This window comes from Bosea sp. NBC_00550 (assembly GCF_026020075.1).
Lineage (GTDB): Bacteria > Pseudomonadota > Alphaproteobacteria > Rhizobiales > Beijerinckiaceae > Allobosea.
In genome coordinates, this window is the sequence record NZ_CP102772.1 from 1,578,606 (window position 1) to 1,597,195 (window position 18,590).

The 18,590-nt window shown below is 67.2% G+C and carries 19 protein-coding genes, 1 tRNA gene and 2 pseudogenes; 12 read left to right on the plus strand and 10 right to left on the minus strand.

Features of this window, described 5'->3' with window-relative positions; genetic code table 11:
- Positions 1-131 precede the first annotated feature (131 nt).
- Complete coding sequence (gene panC, locus NWE53_RS07410; protein WP_265053706.1) at positions 132-980, plus strand: pantoate--beta-alanine ligase; 849 nt, start codon at positions 132-134, stop codon at positions 978-980.
- A 102-nt stretch (positions 981-1,082) separates the two neighbouring features.
- Here the strand turns inward: panC and NWE53_RS07415 are convergent, their stop codons facing one another.
- Together NWE53_RS07415 and NWE53_RS07420 are read right to left on the minus strand one after the other, a co-directional pair.
- Positions 1,083-1,520, minus strand: a complete 438-nt coding sequence (locus tag NWE53_RS07415) for a DUF1489 family protein (RefSeq protein WP_265053707.1) — start codon at positions 1,518-1,520, stop codon at positions 1,083-1,085.
- Between the two features lie 66 nt (positions 1,521-1,586).
- Positions 1,587-1,943: a VOC family protein gene (locus NWE53_RS07420; RefSeq protein WP_265053708.1), complete on the minus strand. Its 357-nt coding sequence runs from the start codon at positions 1,941-1,943 to the stop codon at positions 1,587-1,589.
- 33 nt (positions 1,944-1,976) lie between these two features.
- Here NWE53_RS07420 and NWE53_RS07425 point away from each other — a divergent pair, with 33 nt between their 5' ends.
- Together NWE53_RS07425 and NWE53_RS07430 are read left to right on the plus strand one after the other, a co-directional pair.
- Positions 1,977-2,744: an SDR family NAD(P)-dependent oxidoreductase gene (locus NWE53_RS07425; protein ID WP_265053709.1), complete on the plus strand. Its 768-nt coding sequence runs from the start codon at positions 1,977-1,979 to the stop codon at positions 2,742-2,744.
- Positions 2,741-3,580, plus strand: coding sequence for an aminoglycoside phosphotransferase family protein (locus NWE53_RS07430; RefSeq protein ID WP_265053710.1), 840 nt, complete (start codon positions 2,741-2,743; stop codon positions 3,578-3,580). Before NWE53_RS07425 ends, NWE53_RS07430 begins: the two co-directional genes overlap by 4 nt.
- Positions 3,581-3,813: 233 nt before the next feature.
- Here NWE53_RS07430 and NWE53_RS07435 read toward each other — a convergent pair whose 3' ends face one another.
- The 3 genes from NWE53_RS07435 to NWE53_RS07445 all read right to left on the minus strand — a co-directional run bounded on the left by NWE53_RS07435 (position 3,814) and on the right by NWE53_RS07445 (position 7,425).
- Positions 3,814-5,799, minus strand: a complete 1,986-nt coding sequence (locus tag NWE53_RS07435) for an acetyl/propionyl/methylcrotonyl-CoA carboxylase subunit alpha (RefSeq protein ID WP_265053711.1) — start codon at positions 5,797-5,799, stop codon at positions 3,814-3,816.
- A gap of 31 nt (positions 5,800-5,830) precedes the next feature.
- On the minus strand, positions 5,831-6,502 hold the full coding sequence (locus NWE53_RS07440; RefSeq protein WP_265053712.1) for a cation efflux transmembrane domain-containing protein: 672 nt from the start codon (positions 6,500-6,502) through the stop codon (positions 5,831-5,833).
- A 161-nt stretch (positions 6,503-6,663) separates the two neighbouring features.
- Positions 6,664-7,425, minus strand: a complete 762-nt coding sequence (locus NWE53_RS07445) for an SDR family oxidoreductase (RefSeq protein ID WP_265053713.1) — start codon at positions 7,423-7,425, stop codon at positions 6,664-6,666.
- Positions 7,426-7,578: 153 nt separating this feature from the next.
- Here NWE53_RS07445 and NWE53_RS07450 point away from each other — a divergent pair, with 153 nt between their 5' ends.
- Positions 7,579-8,664: a Kelch repeat-containing protein gene (locus NWE53_RS07450; RefSeq protein ID WP_265053714.1), complete on the plus strand. Its 1,086-nt coding sequence runs from the start codon at positions 7,579-7,581 to the stop codon at positions 8,662-8,664.
- A 27-nt stretch (positions 8,665-8,691) separates the two neighbouring features.
- Here NWE53_RS07450 and NWE53_RS07455 read toward each other — a convergent pair whose 3' ends face one another.
- The gene (locus NWE53_RS07455; RefSeq protein ID WP_265053715.1) at positions 8,692-9,591 is read right to left on the minus strand and encodes a dihydrodipicolinate synthase family protein; all 900 of its coding nucleotides are present in this window, start codon (positions 9,589-9,591) and stop codon (positions 8,692-8,694) included.
- A gap of 68 nt (positions 9,592-9,659) precedes the next feature.
- The gene (locus NWE53_RS07460; protein WP_265053716.1) at positions 9,660-10,286 is read right to left on the minus strand and encodes a LysE/ArgO family amino acid transporter; all 627 of its coding nucleotides are present in this window, start codon (positions 10,284-10,286) and stop codon (positions 9,660-9,662) included.
- Positions 10,287-10,354: 68 nt separating this feature from the next.
- Between NWE53_RS07460 and NWE53_RS07465 the strand changes: the two genes are divergently transcribed.
- The gene (locus tag NWE53_RS07465; protein WP_265053717.1) at positions 10,355-11,260 is read left to right on the plus strand and encodes a LysR family transcriptional regulator ArgP; all 906 of its coding nucleotides are present in this window, start codon (positions 10,355-10,357) and stop codon (positions 11,258-11,260) included.
- A gap of 120 nt (positions 11,261-11,380) precedes the next feature.
- The gene (locus NWE53_RS07470; RefSeq protein WP_265053718.1) at positions 11,381-11,845 is read left to right on the plus strand and encodes a hypothetical protein; all 465 of its coding nucleotides are present in this window, start codon (positions 11,381-11,383) and stop codon (positions 11,843-11,845) included.
- Positions 11,846-11,901: 56 nt separating this feature from the next.
- Here the strand turns inward: NWE53_RS07470 and NWE53_RS07475 are convergent, their stop codons facing one another.
- From NWE53_RS07475 to lipB, 3 genes are all read right to left on the minus strand, one after another.
- Positions 11,902-13,509, minus strand: a complete 1,608-nt coding sequence (locus NWE53_RS07475) for a carboxyl transferase domain-containing protein (protein ID WP_265053719.1) — start codon at positions 13,507-13,509, stop codon at positions 11,902-11,904.
- Between the two features lie 112 nt (positions 13,510-13,621).
- On the minus strand, positions 13,622-13,822 hold the full coding sequence (locus tag NWE53_RS07480) for a hypothetical protein (RefSeq protein ID WP_265053720.1): 201 nt from the start codon (positions 13,820-13,822) through the stop codon (positions 13,622-13,624).
- Between the two features lie 68 nt (positions 13,823-13,890).
- Entirely contained in the window at positions 13,891-14,595 is a 705-nt protein-coding gene (gene lipB / locus NWE53_RS07485; RefSeq protein ID WP_265053721.1) for a lipoyl(octanoyl) transferase LipB, read from the minus strand.
- 136 nt (positions 14,596-14,731) lie between these two features.
- Here lipB and NWE53_RS07490 point away from each other — a divergent pair, with 136 nt between their 5' ends.
- From NWE53_RS07490 to NWE53_RS07520, 6 genes and pseudogenes are all read left to right on the plus strand, one after another.
- Positions 14,732-15,001: a FliM/FliN family flagellar motor switch protein gene (locus NWE53_RS07490; RefSeq protein ID WP_265053722.1), complete on the plus strand. Its 270-nt coding sequence runs from the start codon at positions 14,732-14,734 to the stop codon at positions 14,999-15,001.
- A 124-nt stretch (positions 15,002-15,125) separates the two neighbouring features.
- Positions 15,126-15,210 (plus strand) — tRNA-Leu (locus NWE53_RS07495).
- Between the two features lie 219 nt (positions 15,211-15,429).
- Positions 15,430-16,203, plus strand: a pseudogene (locus NWE53_RS07500) (glycoside hydrolase family 25 protein); the annotation flags it as partial.
- 333 nt (positions 16,204-16,536) lie between these two features.
- The gene (locus NWE53_RS07505; RefSeq protein ID WP_265053723.1) at positions 16,537-17,502 is read left to right on the plus strand and encodes a GH25 family lysozyme; all 966 of its coding nucleotides are present in this window, start codon (positions 16,537-16,539) and stop codon (positions 17,500-17,502) included.
- A 92-nt stretch (positions 17,503-17,594) separates the two neighbouring features.
- Positions 17,595-18,245: pseudogene (locus NWE53_RS29990) on the plus strand (CorA family divalent cation transporter); the annotation flags it as partial.
- Between the two features lie 67 nt (positions 18,246-18,312).
- Positions 18,313-18,588 (plus strand): CorA family divalent cation transporter, encoded by a 276-nt coding sequence (locus NWE53_RS07520; protein ID WP_265053726.1) that lies wholly within the window; start codon positions 18,313-18,315, stop codon positions 18,586-18,588.
- Positions 18,589-18,590 lie beyond the last annotated feature (2 nt).

An 18,590-nucleotide genomic window follows, 5' to 3' on the forward strand; every position in this document is an offset into this window, starting at 1 on the left:
GGAGCGGACGAAGTCCGCGTCTCGAAGGCTGTTTCAGATGGTTTCCGAACCTGAAGCACCCTGCGAGACGCTGCCATGCGGCCCTCACGATGCAGGCCGAGAAGATCGACGCAGACGAGAAAGAGAAGGCCATGGCTGGGATCACGATTTTCGAGACGGTCGCCGCAATGCGCGAAGCCGTCGCCGGCTGGCATGCAGCCGGCGAGAGGGTCGCACTGGTGCCGACCATGGGCGCGCTCCACGAGGGCCACATCGCCCTGGTCACTGAGGGCCAGCGCCATGCGCGGCGCGTCATCGTCTCGATCTTCGTCAACCCGACGCAGTTCGCGCCGCATGAGGACTTCAAGAAATATCCGCGCACCTTCGACGACGACTGCGCCAAGCTCGTCGCGGCCGGTGCGGATGCGGTGTTCTTCCCCTCGGTCGAGGAGATGTACCCGGCCGGCTTTGCCACCCGCGTGCTGCTGCTCGGCCCGGCTGCCGTCGGTTTGGAGGATCGCTTCCGCCCGACGCATTTCGAGGGCGTGGCGACGGTCTGCTGCAAGCTCTTCACGCAATCGCGCGCCGATTTCGCGATCTTCGGCGAGAAGGACTACCAGCAGCTCAAGGTCGTCACCCGCATGGCTGGTGATCTCGACCTCGGCATCACCGTCGTTCCGCTCGCAACGATCCGCGAGGCGGACGGTCTCGCCATGTCCTCGCGCAATCGCTACCTCTCGGCGGAACACCGGGCGCTGGCGCCTGCGCTTCACCGCGTGATGCAGGACCTCGCCGCGCGCATCCGCAACCGCGACAACCTGTTCAAGGCGGTCGCCGATGCACAAAACGCGATCATCACCGCCGGATTCGAGCTCGACTATCTGGAAGCGCGCCACGCCGAGACGCTGGCACCGCTCACCTCGCTGGCCGATGGCCCGGTGCGCCTGATCCTCGCGGCCCGCATCGGCAGCACACGGCTGATCGACAATATCGCGGTGTGAGCTGGCGTCATTCTCGGCGCAGCGAAGCGAAGACCCGAGAATCTCCCGACTAATAACGCTGGTTTCCGAAATGGTCGGGTCAATCCCGACCATGACCTGCAACTACAGCAGCCCGAGCCCCGCCAGCTCCCGCCTCAACGCCTCCGGCATCTCGCCGACATCGCCGCCATGCTCGGCCAGATCGCGCGGCGCGTCCTTCGCCTGCAGATAGCGCCAGCCCTGAAAGGGGCGGAACGGCCGCGGCTCGACCGGGATCACCACCGGCTCCATCACCAGATGGCAGCGGCCGATGCCGTCCGTATCGGTGAAGGGGCGGATATCGGTCAGGCGCTGGCGGGCCGAAACCTGCCCCTTGATCACCCAGTAAAGCGAGCCGCCATCGAGGATCTCCTCGATCCTCTTCGGCACCATGCGCGTGGTATGCGTCTGCTCTTGCGGCCGTCCAAGGCGACGCTCCAGCGCCATGCGCTCCTCGATCCATTCCTCGAGATCGACGATCGATTCCGCGCCGACGCAGAGCTTGAGAATATGAAGCGACATGGCGGGTAAAATAGGCTCGGCCAGACCAGTCGGCCAGCCTTTCGGAGGTTTCTCCACAGAGCTGGTTCAGGCGCGGTGCGCCAGCACGTTGACAAGCCGCCCGAACGGGTCGCGCAGGAAGAAGCGCCTGACGCCCCAGGGCTCGTCAACCGGCCCGTATTCGATCGCGAGGCCCGCCGCCTCGGCCTTGCGCAGCACGGCGTCGAGATCGTCGACCTCGATCGACAGATCGGGCACCGGCGCGCCCGAGCCGCCCTCGCTGGCGAAGCTGAGTTGCGGCCCGGCCCGCTCGCCATCCGCGGCGAGAGTTTGGATCCAGCCGTGGTCCATGACGGGGTGCATGTCAAAAATGCCGCCGTAGAATGCGCGTGCCAGCCCCGGTTCCCCGGTTGCCATGTTGGCCACGATGCGCTTCACAGTCATCCCGACCTCCCGATTGAGACACGGACGCTCCCCATGCGCGGACTAGCAGGCAAGGTCATTCTCGTCACCGGCTCCTCGACCGGCATCGGCCATGCGATGGCCGAGCGGCTGATCGCCGAGGGTGCGAAAGTGCTGATCCATGGTCGTGATCCCACGGAGGTCGATGCCGCCGTCGCCCGCCTCGGCTCCTCCACGAAGGGGACAACCGGCGATCTCGCCGATCCCGCGACGGCACAGGCCATCGTCGACGCCACGGTTTCCGCCTTCGGCCGCATCGACGGCCTCGTCAACAATGCCGGGATCTATCCGCGCGGCATCCTGGCTGAGACCACCGCCGCCTTCTTCGACCATATGTTCGCGATCAACACCCGCGCGCCGCTGCTCTGCGCCGAGGCCGCGATCCGCGCTTTCCGCGCCCAGAAATCGGGCGGCGCCATCGTCACCGTCGGCTCGATCAATGCCTATTGCGGGCTCTCCAACCTCACCGTCTATTCGATGTCGAAGGGCGCGCTGATGACGATGACGCGCAACCTCGCCAATACGTTGGGCCCCGAGCGCATCCGCGCCAACCAGCTCAATGTCGGCTGGACCTGGACCGCCAACGAAGACGCGACGCAGCAGCGCGAGGGCCAGCCGCCGGGCTGGCAGAACCATGTGCCGCTCCGCCACGCCCCGACCGGGCGCATCATGCAGCCGGAGGAGATCGCCGCCCACACGGCCTTCTGGCTCTCGGACGACAGCGCGCCCGTCTCCGGCCAGATCTACGAGGCCGAGCAGTTCCCCATCATCGGCCGCGGATGAGCGGTCTTTCCCGGGCCGACTTCGAGCCCTGGCTGTCGCGCTGGCATTTGGTTCCCGACGGCGAGACCATCAGGACGCATGCCAGCCGCTTGCTGCCAGTCAGGCAAGATGGCGCCCCCGCCATGCTGAAGCTGCCCGAGGTCGAGGACGAACGCCTCGGCTATCGGCTGCTGGAATATTGGAGCGGCGACGGCGCCGCGCGCCTGCTGGCGCAAGGCGACGAGGGCAGCGCGATGCTGATCGAGCGCGCCACGGGCCGCCGGTCGCTCGCCGCGATGGCCCGAAACGGCGCCGACGACGAGGCGACCGCGATTCTCTGCAACGCCATCGCCGCCTTGCAGAAGCCGCGCGGCCCGTCCCCGGCCGGGCTGATCCCGCTCGAGGCCTGGTTCAAGGATCTCTTCCCGATGGCGGCGGAGCACGGCGGATTGCTGGCGCGCTCGGCAGCGGTAGCCAGCGAATTGCTGGTGGCGCAGCGGGAGATCCTGCCGCTCCATGCCGATTGCCACCACGACAACGTGCTCGATTTCGAGGAGCGCGGCTGGCTCGCCATCGACCCGAAAGGCGTCATCGGCGATCGCGCCTTCGAATATACCATCCTGTTCTGCGACCCCGACCTCGCCGACCCCCAACCGCCCGTGGCGATCTTGCCGGGCACCTTCGAGCGCCGGCTGGAGATCGTGCTGACGAAATCGGGGCTGGAGCGCCGCCGCCTGCTGCGCTGGATCATCGCCTCGTGCGGCCTCTCGGCCGCCTGGTTCCTTGGCGACGACGACTCGCTGGCGGAGGTCAACCTGACGATTTTGGAGAAGGCGATCGCGGCGCTCGATGCCTGAATATTTCTGCGGAGAGGAGGTCGCTTTCATGCTCGCGACCACGCCCTCATCCCGGACAAGCGGCAAAGCCGCGCCGGTCCGGGATCCATCGTAAGACTCCGGAGTTCTACGATGGGTCCCGGAACTCCGCTTCGCTTCGTCCGGGATGACGGTGCGGTTCAGATGAGCTGCTTACTGCCCGAAGGTTGAATCCGAATCTCAATCATCGCCCGCAAGCAATTCCACCGATTCACCTATTCGCCGAGCACCACGACCTTCGCGCCTTCGGCGACCTGCGCTCCCGGCTCGCCCACGACCTCGCTCACCGTGCCGTCACGCGGGGCGGTCAGCACATGCTCCATCTTCATCGCCTCGACGATGGCGAGCCTCTGGCCCTTGAGCACCGTCTCGCCCGGCGCGACGAAGACCGCGACGAGCTTGCCGTGCATCGGCGCCTTGATCACCCCGCCGGAGCCCGCGGCCGCATCGAGATCGACCGAGAAGGGGTCGAACAGCGACACGGCCGTCTGCCGGCCGCGATGCAGCGCGAACCAGATGCCGCCCTCACCCTCGGCCAGAGCGATCTCATGCTCGCCCTCGCCGATCTCGTGGCCGGGCAGGCTGACGCGCGCATCCTCGCGATGCCATTCGATCCGCGCCTCCACGCGCTCGCCATCGACCGTGAGCGGCAGGCCGAGCGGCTGGCGCGGCATCAGCGAGAACGCGTCGGGATCGAGCCAAGGTGAGCGCGCTTCGCCTTCCGCCCGGCCCGCAGCCGCGATCATTCCGGCCGCCTGCCGCTCCTCTTCGAGCTGCAGGGCCGCCGCCGCCACGGCTGCTGCGTCGAGCGGCTGTGGCTCGGCGCCGAGCGCGCTGATGTTGCGATCGATGAAACCGGTGTCGAACGGCCCCTTTCGGAAGCCCTCCGCCTCGGTCAATTTCTTCAGGAAGGCAAGATTGGTGCGGGGGCCGGCGACGATGGTCTCGCCCAGCGCCGCGCCCAGCCGGTCGAGCGCCTCGTCGCGCGTCGCGCCATGGGCGATCACCTTGGCGATCATCGGGTCGTAGAACGGCGTCACCGTGTCGCCGGCCTCGACGCCGGTATCGATGCGGATGCCCTCGCCCTCCGGGAATTGCAGCGCCCAGAGCTTGCCGGTCGAAGGCAGGAAGCCCTTCTCCGGGTCCTCGGCATAGAGCCGCGCCTCGACCGCATGGCCGTTTGCCTTCACCTCGGCCTGCGTGAATCCGAGCGGCTCGCCGGCCGCGACCTGCAATTGCAATTCGACGAGATCGAGCCCGGTGATCGCCTCCGTCACCGGATGCTCGACCTGGAGCCGCGTATTCATCTCCATGAAGTAGAAGCGGTCGGCCCGCAGACCGTCGCGCCCATCGGCGATGAACTCGACCGTGCCGGCCCCGACATAGCCGACCGCCTTCGCGGCTTCGGTCGCAGCCTTGCCCATGGCGGCGCGGACTTCCGCGCTCATGCCCGGTGCCGGCGCCTCCTCGATAACCTTCTGGTGGCGCCGCTGCAGCGAGCAGTCGCGCTCGTAGAGATGGACGACATTGCCGTGGCTGTCGCCGAAGACCTGGATTTCGACATGGCGGGGCGAGAGCACGTATTTCTCGACGAGGACGCGGGCGTCACCGAAGGCATTCTGCCCCTCGCGCTGGGCGCTGGTCAGGGCGTCCGCGAACTCCTCGGGCCGCTCGACCTTCTTCATGCCCTTGCCGCCGCCGCCGGCGACCGCCTTGATCAGCACGGGATAGCCGATGCGCTCGGCCTCCCGGCTCAGGAAATCGACGCCCTGCTCGGCGCCGTGATAACCCGGCACCACCGGCACATCAGCCTTCTCGACCAGCGCCTTGGCGGCATCCTTCAAACCCATCGCCCGAATCGCCGAGGCGGGCGGGCCGACGAAGACGACCCCGGCCTTGGCGCAGGCATCGGCGAAGTCGGCATTCTCGGAGAGAAAGCCGTAGCCCGGATGGATGCAGGCGGCCCCCGCCTCCTTGGCGACGGCCAGGATCTTGCCGGCATCGAGATAGCTCTCGCGGGCCGGGGCGGGCCCGATATGGTAGGCATCGTCGGCCATCTGCACGAACAGCGCCTCCGCGTCGGCATCCGAATAGACCGCTATGGTGCGCAGCCCGAGCCGCTTGGCGGTACGGATCACGCGGCAGGCGATCTCGCCGCGATTGGCGATCAGGATGGAAGGCAGCTTGGCGGCGATCGTCATGGCGGCGGCGTCCTCGAAAGGGTTGCCGCCTTTATAGCCCGCCCGCCGCGTCTGTCTGCGCCTTGTTGCGCAAACCCGGCTGGGTCGCTTCCGAATCCGCGCCCTGCCGCAGCGAGCGCCAGATCGCCCATGTCGCCTGGAAGCAGATCCCGGCGACGATGAGGTCGAACAGGTATTCCGGCCAGCGCACCGGCGCGACACGCGCGGCGAGCCCGACCAGCGCGAAGCCGGTCGTCGAGATCGCGTCGTTGCGGCTCGACAGCCAGGTCGCCTTGATCACCGGATTGTCCTCGCGTCGGAAGCGCCAGAGCACGCCGATGACGATGAGCGCGATGACGATGGCGCTCGCGGCCGCGAAACCGAGCGTCCAGACCTCGATCGGCCGCGGCCGGACGATCTTGTCCCAGAGATCGTAGAGTGAATGCAGGCCGGCGACGGCCATCACCGCGCCGATCGCGACCGCCGCCAGCCGCTCGGCCCGCGCATCGCGGCCGAAGACGATGGCGGCGATGCCGTAGAGCGCGACGTCGTAGACCCAGTCCACGCCGTCCTTGAAGAGCTGGGCGTTGCCGATGGCGAGCGCCCAGACGACGGTCGCCGCCGCCTGGACGAGGATGCCGAGCGCGATGCCCCAGATCGTCAGCGTATAGGCGCGGGCGATGGAGGGGTAGGTCTTCACCTCGGTCTGGCTGGCCTCCGTCATCCCCGTCCTCGCCGCGTCATCCCGGACAAGCGGCTCAGCCGCGCCGATCCGGGATCCATGCCGGAGCGCAAACCGGCGCGGCTCAGGCATGGATCCCGGGTCTACGCTTCGCTCCGCCCGGGATGACAGGCAAGCGGGAACGTAAAGGGAGAGAAAAATCCCTACCCGCGCCCGACGAGCGGGGCCTTGGTCGCCATCACCGTGACGAAGAGGATGTTGGCCTCCAGCGGCAGCCCGGCCATGTGCAGCACCGTGCTCGCGACGTGGTCGACATCCATCACCGGCTCGACCTTCACCGAACCGTCCGCCTGCGGCACGCCGGTCGTCATCTTCTTGGCCATGTCGGTGAGCGCGTTGCCGATATCGACCTGGCCGACGGCGATGTCGTATTTGCGCCCGTCCAGCGAGGCGGTCTTGGTCAGGCCGGAGATGGCGTGCTTGGTCGCGGTGTAGGCGGCGGAGTTCGGCCGCGGCGCCTGCGCCGAGATCGAGCCGTTGTTGATGATGCGCCCGCCGCGCGGCTCCTGCGCCTTCATCGCCTTGAAGGCGGCCTGGGTGCAGAGGAACGGGCCGGTCAGGTTGGTGTCGACGACCTTCTGCCAGTCCTGCAGCGAGAGGTCCTCCAGCAGCACGCCGCCCGGTGCGTTGACGCCGGCATTGTTGAAGAGAACGTCGACCCGGCCGAAGGCTTCATTCGTCTTCGCGAACAGCGCCTCGACCGAGGCCTTGTCGGTGACATCCGTCGAGACCGCGAGAGCCCGACCCTTGTCGGCGCCGGAGAGAGCGATCGTCTCCTCCAGTGCATCGGCCCGGCGACCGGCCAGCACGGTGCGGTAGCCGTCCTTCAGGAAGGCGATGGCGACCGACCGGCCCACGCCCGAACCGGCACCGGTGATGATCGCGACCTTGTTATGCCCAGACATGCGTTTCCCCGTGTTTCCTGCAGCCTAAATCGTTTGAGATGGCAACCGACCATAGCGGGCGAGAACGCGCGGGGAAACAGCGCAACCATCGGCAATTCATGCGCTTGCCGCCCGGCGCCTCTGCCTTATCGTTGTAGTCGGGAGGACGACGCGATGACCAGCCTGAACCGCCGCCACCTGCTCGCTGCCGGCGCCGCCGCACTCGCCGGCCCGGCGCTCGCCCAGCAGCCGGGGCACGAGCATCACGGCCCGCAATATGAGCGGCTCACCCAGCCGGGGCGGATCGGCAAGCCCGAGCTGGCGGCTACGCAGAACGTCTTCGATTCGCCGGCGCCGAAGGCAGCCTCGCCCGGCCGCTGGAGCGCGAAGGCGCCCCTGCCGCTGCCGCGCTCGGAGATGGCCTGGGCGACGGCTTTCGAAGACAGGATGCATGTCGTCGGCGGCTATGGCGAGCAGCGCACCGACCGGGCCTATCACCATGTCTACGATCCCAAGGCCGACAAATGGGATGATGGCGCGCCGCTGCCCCAGGGCGCCAACCATGTCGGCGTCGCCTTCCTCGACGGCAGGCTCTTCGCCATCGGCGGCTTCCTCGAGCAGAACCGCAAGCCGCATCCGCGCTGCTTCGTCTATGATCCCAAGGCCGATCGCTGGGCCGAGATCGCCGCCCTGCCCCGCCCGGCCGGCTCGACCGCCGTGGTCGGGCTAGGGGGCGTGCTGCATGTCATCGGCGGCGCGATCGGCGAGACCACCGAGAGCAAGCGCTCGGTCGACTGGCATCTGGTCTACGACCCCAAGACCGATCGCTGGAGCGAACGCTCACCCCTCCCGACCGCGCGCGACCACACCGGCACGCTCGCTATCGGCCCGCTGATCCACGTCATCGGCGGCCGGGTCGATTCCTTCCACACCAACTCGAACCTGCACCATTCCTACGACCCGGCAGCGGACAAGTGGACGATGCGCGCGCCGGCTCCGACGGGCCGCTCCGGCCACGGCGCCGTGCTCTATCGCGGCAAGGTCTTCGTGATGGGCGGGGAAGGCACCAACCGCGTCTTCGGCCAGATGGAGGCCTACGACCCGGCGGCCGATGGCTGGGAGCAATATGCGCCGATGGTCACACCCCGCCACGGCCTCGGCGCCGCGCTCGTCGGTGACGCGATCCACGTCGCAGGTGGCGGTCCGATCATGGGCGGCGGCGTCCAGAGCGCGGTGCACGAGGCGTTCACGCTGGCGTAAGAACCCTCGGGGCTTCTGCAAGGGCGCTTACTGCCTGACGGCCTCCAGTGCTTCGGCGACGGCGTGTTCGACGGAGGCATCGAGCGGCTGGATGGGCAGCGGCGGCAAGCCCGGCCGTAGGCCAAGGCGCGTTGCGATCAGATACATCACGCGCAGGCTTCCATGCGCCCGGAACAGCGACCACAGAGGTTCCAAGGCGGCATCGGCAGCCAGCGCCGCGTCGCGATCGCCGGCCCTCGCCGCGCGCGTCAGGCGCAGTGCAGCCGCCGGCAACAGACCGGCGACGACGCTGTACCAGGCGTCGGCGCCCGCGAGAAGCGCCGCAGCCGCTCCCCAGTCGCCGCTATAGCCGACCGTGAATCCTTCACGGCAGGCCGGGCGCAATCGGCCGATCTCGCCTGCAAAGTCGCCGCTGCCGGGCAGCGGCATTTTGACGGCCGCGATGTTCCGGATCTGCGAGAGCCGAGCGATCAGTTCCGCCGAGAACGTAAAATGGGTCGTGCTGGGATTGTTGTAGATGCACAGCGGCAAGCCTGATGAGCTCGCGACGGCTTGGAAGTGCGCGAACACTTCTGCCTCGGTTAGCGGCGTGTATGAGACCGGTGCCAGAAGCAGCGCATCGGCCCCGGCCCGCTCGGCATCTCTGGCAAGCTCGGTCGACCACGAGGTCCTCAGGGACCCGACTCCCGCGATCAGCGGAACGCGACCGGCAATCGTTTCCACGGCGGCGCACAGCGCACGCGCCCGCTCGGTGCGTTCCAGATAGGCATAGGTGCCGGTGCTTCCGAGCACGGCGATGGAATCGACCCCGGCCGCGACGAGCCGATCGAGCATCACGGCAAAGGCTTCGGTATCGACCACTCCATCCGCATCGGCGGGGGTCAGCGGAAATGCGGACAACCCGCTGAAGATCGAACCAGCAGTCATGAAAATCTCCGTTCGCGATGGACGATCAAGCAGCCGATTCTTTTACGTCGCACCCTGAAGCGCGACGATCAATCGATCAGCGCGCCGTGGAGAAGGCTCACGGCAAGCGCCAGCATCATGAGGCCGATGCCGAGGTCGAGGATGCGCCAGGCCACCGGGCGCGTAAAAATCGGAGCAAGGAACCGAGCGCCAAAGCCGAGCGAGGCGAACCAGGCAAAGCTCGCGCTCGCCGCCCCCGCCATGAAGAGAGGCCGTTCCACAGGCGGAAGGCTCGCCCCGACCGCCCCCATGAGCATCACCGTGTCGATGTAGACGTGAGGGTTGAGGAAGGTGAAGGCGGCGGTTCCTGCCAGCGCGGCCCCGAGCGTCATGCTGGCCTGATGGTCCAAGATGAGCGCCGACGGATTGGCGGCCCGCCGCAAGGCGAGAGCGCCGTACCAGCTGAGGAAGGCCGCACCACCCAGGCCGAGAAGGAGCGACAGCCCCGGGACGAGAGCGAGCATGCCACCCAGGCCGCTGACCCCGGCAATGATGAGCGCCGCATCCGCCGCAGCGCAAAACAGGACGACTGGCCAGACATGCTCGCGTTTGAGGCCCTGCCGGAGGACGAACATATTCTGCGCGCCGATGGCGACGATGAGGCCGGCGGAAAGCGCAAAGCCCTTGGCGAAGGCAGGAAGAAGGGTGCTGGTCATGGGGCCTTGATGGCGGGCGCGATGAATGTAGTCTAACTAAACCTGCTTACCCTGAATTAGATTGGCTAATGCTCGACTATCTATCTTTGGCGGCCGTGGCCGCGGTCGCCCGCGGGGGCAGTTTCGAGAAGGCGGCGGCAAGCTTGGGCGTCACGCCCTCGGCCGTGTCCCAGCGCGTGAAGGGGCTCGAGGAACGGCTTGGCGCAATTCTGCTCACCAGAGGCGCACCCTGCCGGCCGACGGAGGTCGGCGCCAAGCTCTGTGCCCATGTCGAGCAGGTCCGCCTGCTCGAAAGCGAAGTCGTCGATAATCTGCCAGGCCTGGCGGGGCAGGAGCCCGGCTTATCCTCGCTCCGGATTGCCGTGAACGCCGATAGCGTCAGCACCTGGTTTCCACAGGCAGCGGCGCAATTCGCGGCCGAAACGGGCGCGATGCTCGATCTCGTCCTCGAAGACGAAGCCCACACCGCGCAGCGGCTTCGCAGCGGAGAGGTCCTCGCCGCCGTGACGGCTGATCCTGCCACGGTCGTCGGGTGCAGGATCTATCCCCTCGGAGCCATCGAGTATCTGGCCGTGGCCAATCCCGACTTCATGAGCCGCCGCTTTTACGCCGGCGTCGATGCGGCAAGCCTTCAAAGGGTGCCTATGCTGCGCTTCGACCGCCGCGACGAGCTTCAGGCGCGATGGGCTCAGGCCGCGTGGGGAACATCCATCTCGCCCCCAACCCATTGGACGCCGTCGACTCAAGGCATGCTGGACATGACCCTCGCCGGGCTGGGCTGGTCGATGGCGCCCCTGTCGCTCGCCGCGCCACATCTGGAGGCCGGCCGACTGGTCGAGCTGCCGCCGCACACGCGGATCGCCGTCACGCTCTTCTGGCAGCGCACCAGATTGGCCGCTCGGTTGCTCGACCGTCTGACCGAGGCCGTGCGAACGGCGGCTGCCGCGAAACTGTCCTCTGCCCCATCCGCCTAGGCCGAAAACAGACAACTTCGGAGCCCGGTCAGGTCTCAGGCCCCCGCGCTTTGAACCGCCCTGCTTCAAACCGGGCAGACGAAGCAGGCGCATCATCCAAGCCACCGGAGAAACGGCGACATGCTATCGTCGGACATCCAACGGAGATCATCGCCTTGCTGCCTGCGCGCGCAGGAGCACGCGATCGAGATCGTCGGTATCGGAGCCAATACGATCCGGCTCTCGTCGCAATCCCTGTCGAGCCTGCCCGTCGCCGAGCGCGACGTGACCTTCGAGACCTCGAAGGGGCCGGCAACGCGCCACTACAAGGGTGTCCTGTTCTGGGATGTCCTGCAGGCGCACAAGGCCCTCGACGGCCTCAAGCCCGGTGACCAGCTCAGGAAGACGTTCATCGCGAGCGCGAAGGACGGCTATCAGATCGCCTTCTCGATCGGAGAAATCCATCCCGACTTCGGCAACATGCCCCTCATCCTCGTCGCCGAAGTCGATGGCAAGCCGCTGGATGGCGGCTGGCGCCTTGTCGCGCCCGGCGACAAGCGCGGCGCGCGCGCCGTCTACGAAGTCACGAGAATCGAGCTGCGGTAGGACTTGCCGTCATGATCGAGCTTGACCCGAGCATGACGGAGGCTGCGCCCCGCTCCTCACATCCGGAACACGCCGAACTTCGTCTCGGGAATCTCCGCGTTGAGCGTGGCGGAGAAGGCCAGCGCCAGCACGCGGCGGGTCTCGGAGGGCAGGATGATGCCGTCGTCCCAGAGCCGTGCCGTGGCGAAATAGGGCGAGCCTTCTTCCTCGTACCGGCTGCGGATCGGCGCCTTGAAGGCCTCCTCGTCGGCCGCCGGCCAGCTCTTGCCCTCGGCCTCGATGTTGTCGCGGCGCACGGTGGCGAGCACGCTCGCCGCCTGCTCGCCGCCCATCACCGATATCCGCGAGTTCGGCCAGGTGAACAGGAAGCGGGGGCCGTAGGCTCGCCCGCACATGCCGTAATTTCCGGCGCCGAAGGAGCCGCCGACGAGCACCGTGATCTTCGGCACCCGCGCCGAGGCGACGGCGGTGACGAGCTTGGCGCCGTCCTTGGCGATGCCGCGCGTCTCGAAATCGCGGCCGACCATGAAGCCGGTGATATTCTGCAGGAAGAGCAGCGGAATGCGCCGCTGGCAGCACAGTTCGATGAAATGCGCGCCCTTGAGCGCGCTTTCCGAGAACAGGATGCCGTTATTGGCGATGATGCCGACCGGGATGCCGTGGATGCGGGCGAAGCCGGTCACCAGCGTGGTGCCATAGAGCTTCTTGAACTCGTCGAACTCCGAGCCGTCGACCAGCCGCGCAATCACCTCGCGGATGTCGTACTGCTTCTTGAGGTCCGTCGGCACCACGGCTTCGAGCTCGGCCGGGTCGTAGAGCGGCTCGACCGGCTCGGCGATGTCGATATCCGGGCGCTTGACCCTGTTGAGATTGCCCGCAATGCGCCGGGCGATGGCGAGCGCATGCGTGTCGTCGCCGGCATAGTGATCCGCGACGCCCGAGAGCCGCGCATGGACGTCGGCGCCGCCCAGGTCCTCGGCCGAGACGACCTCGCCGGTCGCGGCCTTCACCAGCGGCGGGCCGCCCAGGAAGATGGTGCCCTGTTTCCTGACGATGATCGTCTCGTCCGACATCGCGGGCACATAGGCGCCACCGGCGGTGCAGGAGCCCATCACCACCGCGACCTGCGGAATGCCCTCGGCCGAGAGCGTCGCCTGATTGTAGAAGATGCGGCCGAAATGCTCGCGGTCGGGGAAGACCTCGGTCTGGTGCGGCAGGTTCGCGCCACCTGAATCGACGAGGTAGATGCAAGGCAGACGGTTCTCGCGGGCGATCTCCTGCGCACGCAGATGCTTCTTCACCGTCATCGGGTAGTAGGTGCCGCCTTTGATCGTCGCATCGTTGCAAACGATCATGCACTCGCGGCCGGCGACGCGGCCGATGCCGGCGATCATGCCGGCGCCATGGACATCGCCCTCATACATGCCGAAGGCGGCGAGAGAGCCGATTTCGAGGAAGGCCGAGCCCGGATCGAGCAGGCGCAGAACGCGCTCCCGAGGCAGCAGCTTGCCGCGAGCCGTATGGCGTTCGCGGGATTTGGCGTTGCCGCCGAGCGCGGCGGTCGCGCGTTGCTGCTGAAGTTCGTCGCGCAAGCCGGCCCAGGCGTCGGCATTGGCGCGCGTCTCGGCCGAATTCAGATCGACCTTGCTTTCGATGACCGGCACGGCGCGCTCCCTCGGCGGAATCCTCGGCCGAGGTTATGGCGCGCCGTATCGAAAACGCCAACCGGCACGGACGCACGGATGCGGCCGGGCAAATCCGCGCCGGCGGAAGATGCTACTCGCGCGCTTTGTTGATCGACCCGGTCACGGACGGCGCCGCGACGGCCCCGATCGCACCGCCAGCAACCGCGCCGATCGGTCCGCCGACGAGGGCGCCCGCCCCCGCTCCGGCGGCTGCGCCGGCAATGCGCTGGTCGGTGGTGTTGCAGGCGGCCAGCAGCACAGCGAGGCCGCCGGCGAGAAGAAAAGCGCGCATCTGTCATTCCCATGTCTGGCTCGAAACAGGCCGAAAGCATGGGTGCGGCATGACTAACGAAAGGTAAATCAGGCTGGGACGGTTGGGCCGAACACCCGCTCGAAAGCCTCGCGCAGCACCGAATCGACTTCCGGCATCGTCACCGGCAGGCCGAGATCGACGAGCGAAGTCACGCCATGCTGGCTGACGCCGCAAGGCACGATACCGTCGAAATGCGAGAGTTCCGGCTCGACATTCAGCGAGACGCCGTGGAACGAGACCCAGCGGCGCACCCGGATGCCGATCGCGGCGATCTTGTCCTCGACATCCGCCCCCTTGTCGGGCCGGCGGACCCAGACGCCGACGCGGTCCTCGCGCCGCTCGCCGCGGATGTTGAAATCGTCGAGCGCGCCGATCAGCCAGCCTTCGAGCGCCGCGACGAAGCGGCGCAGATCCGGCTGGCGCCGCTTCAGGTCGAGCATGACATAGGCCACGCGCTGGCCGGGGCCGTGATAGGTGAACTGCCCGCCCCGCCCCGAGCGGAAGACCGGGAATCGCTCGGGCGCGATCAGGTCCTCGTCCCGCGCCGAGGTGCCGGCGGTGTAGAGCGGCGGGTGCTCGACCAGCCAGACGCGCTCGCGCGCCTCTCCGTCGGCGATCAGCCCGGCGCGCATCTCCATCTCGGCGACGGCCTCGTCATAGCCGATCAGCCCCTCGGCCACGACCCATTCGACCGGCTCGCCGACCGCTTCCGAAAGGAAGGACACGGCGAGTTCCTCACGCATCTTCACCATGGCTTAACCATGTTCCGTCCAAGCTTTCCGTACCGGAGACATCCGGCGCGACCACGGCCAAGCCTCTTGCGCCCAAAACCGGCGGGCAGGCAAGTTTCGCTGGTCCAATTCTGAAGTAGGGTTCCGGAGGCAGGACTTGAAGGCCGATCTCGATCTCGTTCCTGTCGAACTCACCGTTGTGCTCGGCCAGACCGAGATGCCGATCTACAAGCTGCTGCGCCTCGGCCGCGGCGCGATCATCGAGCTCAACACCAGCGAGACCGACGAAGTCCAGATTCTCGCGAACAACCACCCCTTCGCCAAGGGAATCGTCGTGGTCAGCGGCGCCAAGATTTCCGTCGAGATCACCCAGATGCTGAAGCGCCCGACGATCTACACATTGCAGAGCGTGGCCGAGGCCGCCTGAGCAGCCAATCTGGGGAAAACCCGGGATCGCTCGTTTTTCCGTGCGGATGCACTTGTGGCAACGGATTCGATTTGCTAGATCGGCGCCGCTCACCGGATGCACCGCCTGCAACCGGAACCGAGCTGCGGTCGTGGCGGAACTGGTAGACGCACTACCTTGAGGTGGTAGCGGGGAGACCCGTGGAGGTTCGAGTCCTCTCGACCGCACCAAATTCGGACGGTAAGTCCAGCGAAAGGCGACCTTCGGGTCGCCTTTCGCGTTTCTGGCTTGTTTGGAAGGCTTTGACGCGAAAGCCTCACCCTTTGCGCGAAAGCGAATCGGTACTGAGGAACAGGAAAGTCGAGCCAGCGCCTCAGATTCGGCTGACAGGCGGCAGAACTTTGGTAACGTAAACCCGCCGTCAAGCATTCTCCGCAATTCTCGGCGAGATGAACGCCCGCCGCATGTCACGTTTCCGCTTCCCGCCCTTTCTGGCTGCTGCCGCTTTCGCGGCCCTCGGCGGCTGCGTGGCGCTCGACAACTATCCGTCGAAGGGCGACGCCCGCCCCCACCCCGGCGTCGCGGCGGCTCACAACTATCCGATCCACGGCATCGACATCTCGCGCTGGCAGGGCGAGATCGACTGGGCCTCGGTCAAGGCCGCCGGCACGCGCTTCGTCTACATGAAGGCGACCGAGGGCGGCGACCATGTCGACCCTGCCTTCCAGCGCAACTGGGAAGGCGCGCGCCGCGCCGGCATTCCGCGCGGCGCCTACCATTTCGTCTACTGGTGCCGCCCGGCACATGAGCAGGCGGTCTGGTTCAAGCAGCAGATTCCGAACGACCCCGATGCGCTGCCGCCGGTGCTGGACGTCGAATGGAACGGCCACTCCCGCACCTGCCCGCAGAAGATCGCGCCGGACCTCGCCCGCGAGAAGATCCAGCTCATGCTGAACGAGCTTGAGCTCCTCACCGGCAAGAAGCCGGTGATCTACACGGACATAACCTTCCACCGCGAGGTGCTCGAAGGCCAGTTCAACAGCTACCCCTATTGGATCCGCTCGACCGCTGCCCTGCCCGAGGTGCGCTACAACAATCGTACCTGGGCCTTCTGGCAGTTCACCACCACCGGCCGCGTGCCCGGCATCAAGGGCGATGTCGACCGCAACGCTTTCTTCGGCACCGAAGCGCAATACGCCGGCTGGGTGCGCGGCGAATTCGACATCGGCACGCGTCGCTGGGACAAGGCCGACAAGGTTCCGCCGCAGCCTGATCCGGGGCCCGAGCGTCCGGCGATGCCGGGGCCGGCACCGACGCCGGCGCCGATCCCGGAGAACATGCCTGTCGCACGTATCCCCGGCGCCGCTCCCCCCGTCGCCTCGGCGTTCCAGCCGAGCCGCGTGGCAGCGACAGCCGTGCAGGACACGGACCTCGACGACTGAGCGGCCCGGCCCCGCGGTTAACCAAGGCTGAAACTCTTGGTTAGACAGCGCGGCAATTCTAACCGCCGCTTAACCACGCTCCCGCCATCTGGACCTGTGATGCGGGAGAGACACATGCCAGCGGGCAAGCTGACCAGCGGACGGACCGGCCTTGGAGCCTTTGCTTTCGCGGCGATTCTGATCAGTTTTCTGGAGCCGGCACAGGCGTTCTATCCCAAGAAGGGCGACAGCGCCCCGCATCACGGCGTCCGCGATGCGCGGCGCAAGGTCATTCAGGGCATCGACATCTCGCGCTGGCAGGGCGAGATCGACTGGGCCAAGGTCAAGGATGCCGGCACCCGCTTCGCCTTCATCAAGGCGACGGAAGGCGGCGACCATCTCGACCCCAATTTCAAGCGGAACTGGGCCGAGGCGAAGAAGCACGGGATTCCACGCGGCGCCTATCACTTCGTCTGGTGGTGCCGCTCGGCCAAGGATCAGGTGCGCTGGATCAAGAAGCATATTCCGCGCGATGCGGATGCGCTGCCGCCCGTCCTCGACGTCGAATGGCAGAACGACTCGCAGTGCACCCGCAAGATCTCGCGGGAGCTGGCCCTCGCCAAGATCAACGAGATGCTGAAGGGCCTGCGCGAGCACACCGGCAAGAAGCCCGTCATCTACACCGACATCAACTTCCACGAGGACGTGCTGGAGGGCGAACTCAACGATCATCCCTTCTGGCTGCGCTCGACCGCCGCGCCGCTGGCCAAGCGCTATGCCCGCGACCGCTGGGAGTTCTGGCAGTTCACCACCACGGGCCGCGTGCCCGGCATCGTCGGCGACGTCGATCGCAACGCTTTCTTCGGCAGCGAGCGTGAGTTCGACGGCTGGCGCCAGGGTCGTTTCGACATCGGCGCACGCAAATGGCAGGGCGGTGAGCCCAAATTCGCCCTGCGCGCGCCTCCGCCGACGCCGGCCGGCCTGCGCGCCCCGGCAGCGGCCGGCGGCACGAAGTTGAAGTTCGCACCGCCCGGCCGCATCCCCGCGCGCACGGCGAACAGCGGCGACGCGGACATGACCGGCACCGTCCGCCGCAACTGAACAGCCGGGCCCGACCGTCACGCCATTGTCACATCCACGGAGCCCTTAGCACCGCGCCGCCGACCAGCCTGCGGCGGCAGCGGAAGCGGACCATGCCCGGCGACCTACAATCCCAGTCCGGTATCATCTGGGCCTATCGCTTCGACGAGGACGGGCGGCCAAGCCGCGTCCCGCGCGAAACCGTGCCCGACCTCTCCCCCACCAAGGGCTTCGTCTGGCTGCATCTCGACCTCGTCCATACGCGGGCGCAGAGCTGGAGCGCAGAGCAGGCCCTGCCGGACACGACGCAGGAAGCCTTCCTGTCGCATGAGCCGCACCAGCGGCTCGATCATTCCGCCAATCTCGCCTGGGGCGTGTCGCACGACCTGATCCGCGACATCGCCGACAAATCCGAGGATGTCGGCGCGCTACGCTGGATCATCGGCGACGACTTCCTGCTGACCGGCCGACGCGAAGCGCTGCACTCGATCCGCATGACCGCCGAAGCGCTCGATCGCGGCGAGCCGGCCTCCAGCCCGGCAGGCCTGTTCGAGCAGATCATCGAATACATCATCGACGACATCACCGACGCCGTCGTGCGCCTCGTCGAAGAAACCGACAGCGTCGAGGATCACATCCTGCTCGACCGCCTGCATGACGGGCCGCAGCGCGTCGGCGCGATCCGCCGCACGGCCGTGCGGCTGCACCGCCAGCTCAGCGGGCTGCACGTCCTGTTCCGCCGGTTCGCCGAGACGCATTCCGGCCGCAGCGCCCCGGACGCGGTAAAGGCTGCGGCCATGCGCCTGCTCCAGCGCATCGACGGCCTCCACCATGACGTCCCAGTCGGTGCAGGATCGGGCGCGGCTGCTGCAGGACGAGATCGCCGCCCGCTCGGCCAGCCGCACCAACCGCCAGCTCTATGTGCTCTCCTTGTTGACGGCGCTCTTCCTGCCCGCGACCTTCATCACCGGTCTGTTCGGCATCAATGTGAAGGGCCTGCCCTGGGTCGAATCGGATCTCGGCGCCGTGTTCGTGGCCATATCCTGCGTCGCCGCCGCGCTGTTCACGCTGATCCTGCTGCGGAAACGCGGCGTGATCGGCGATTGACC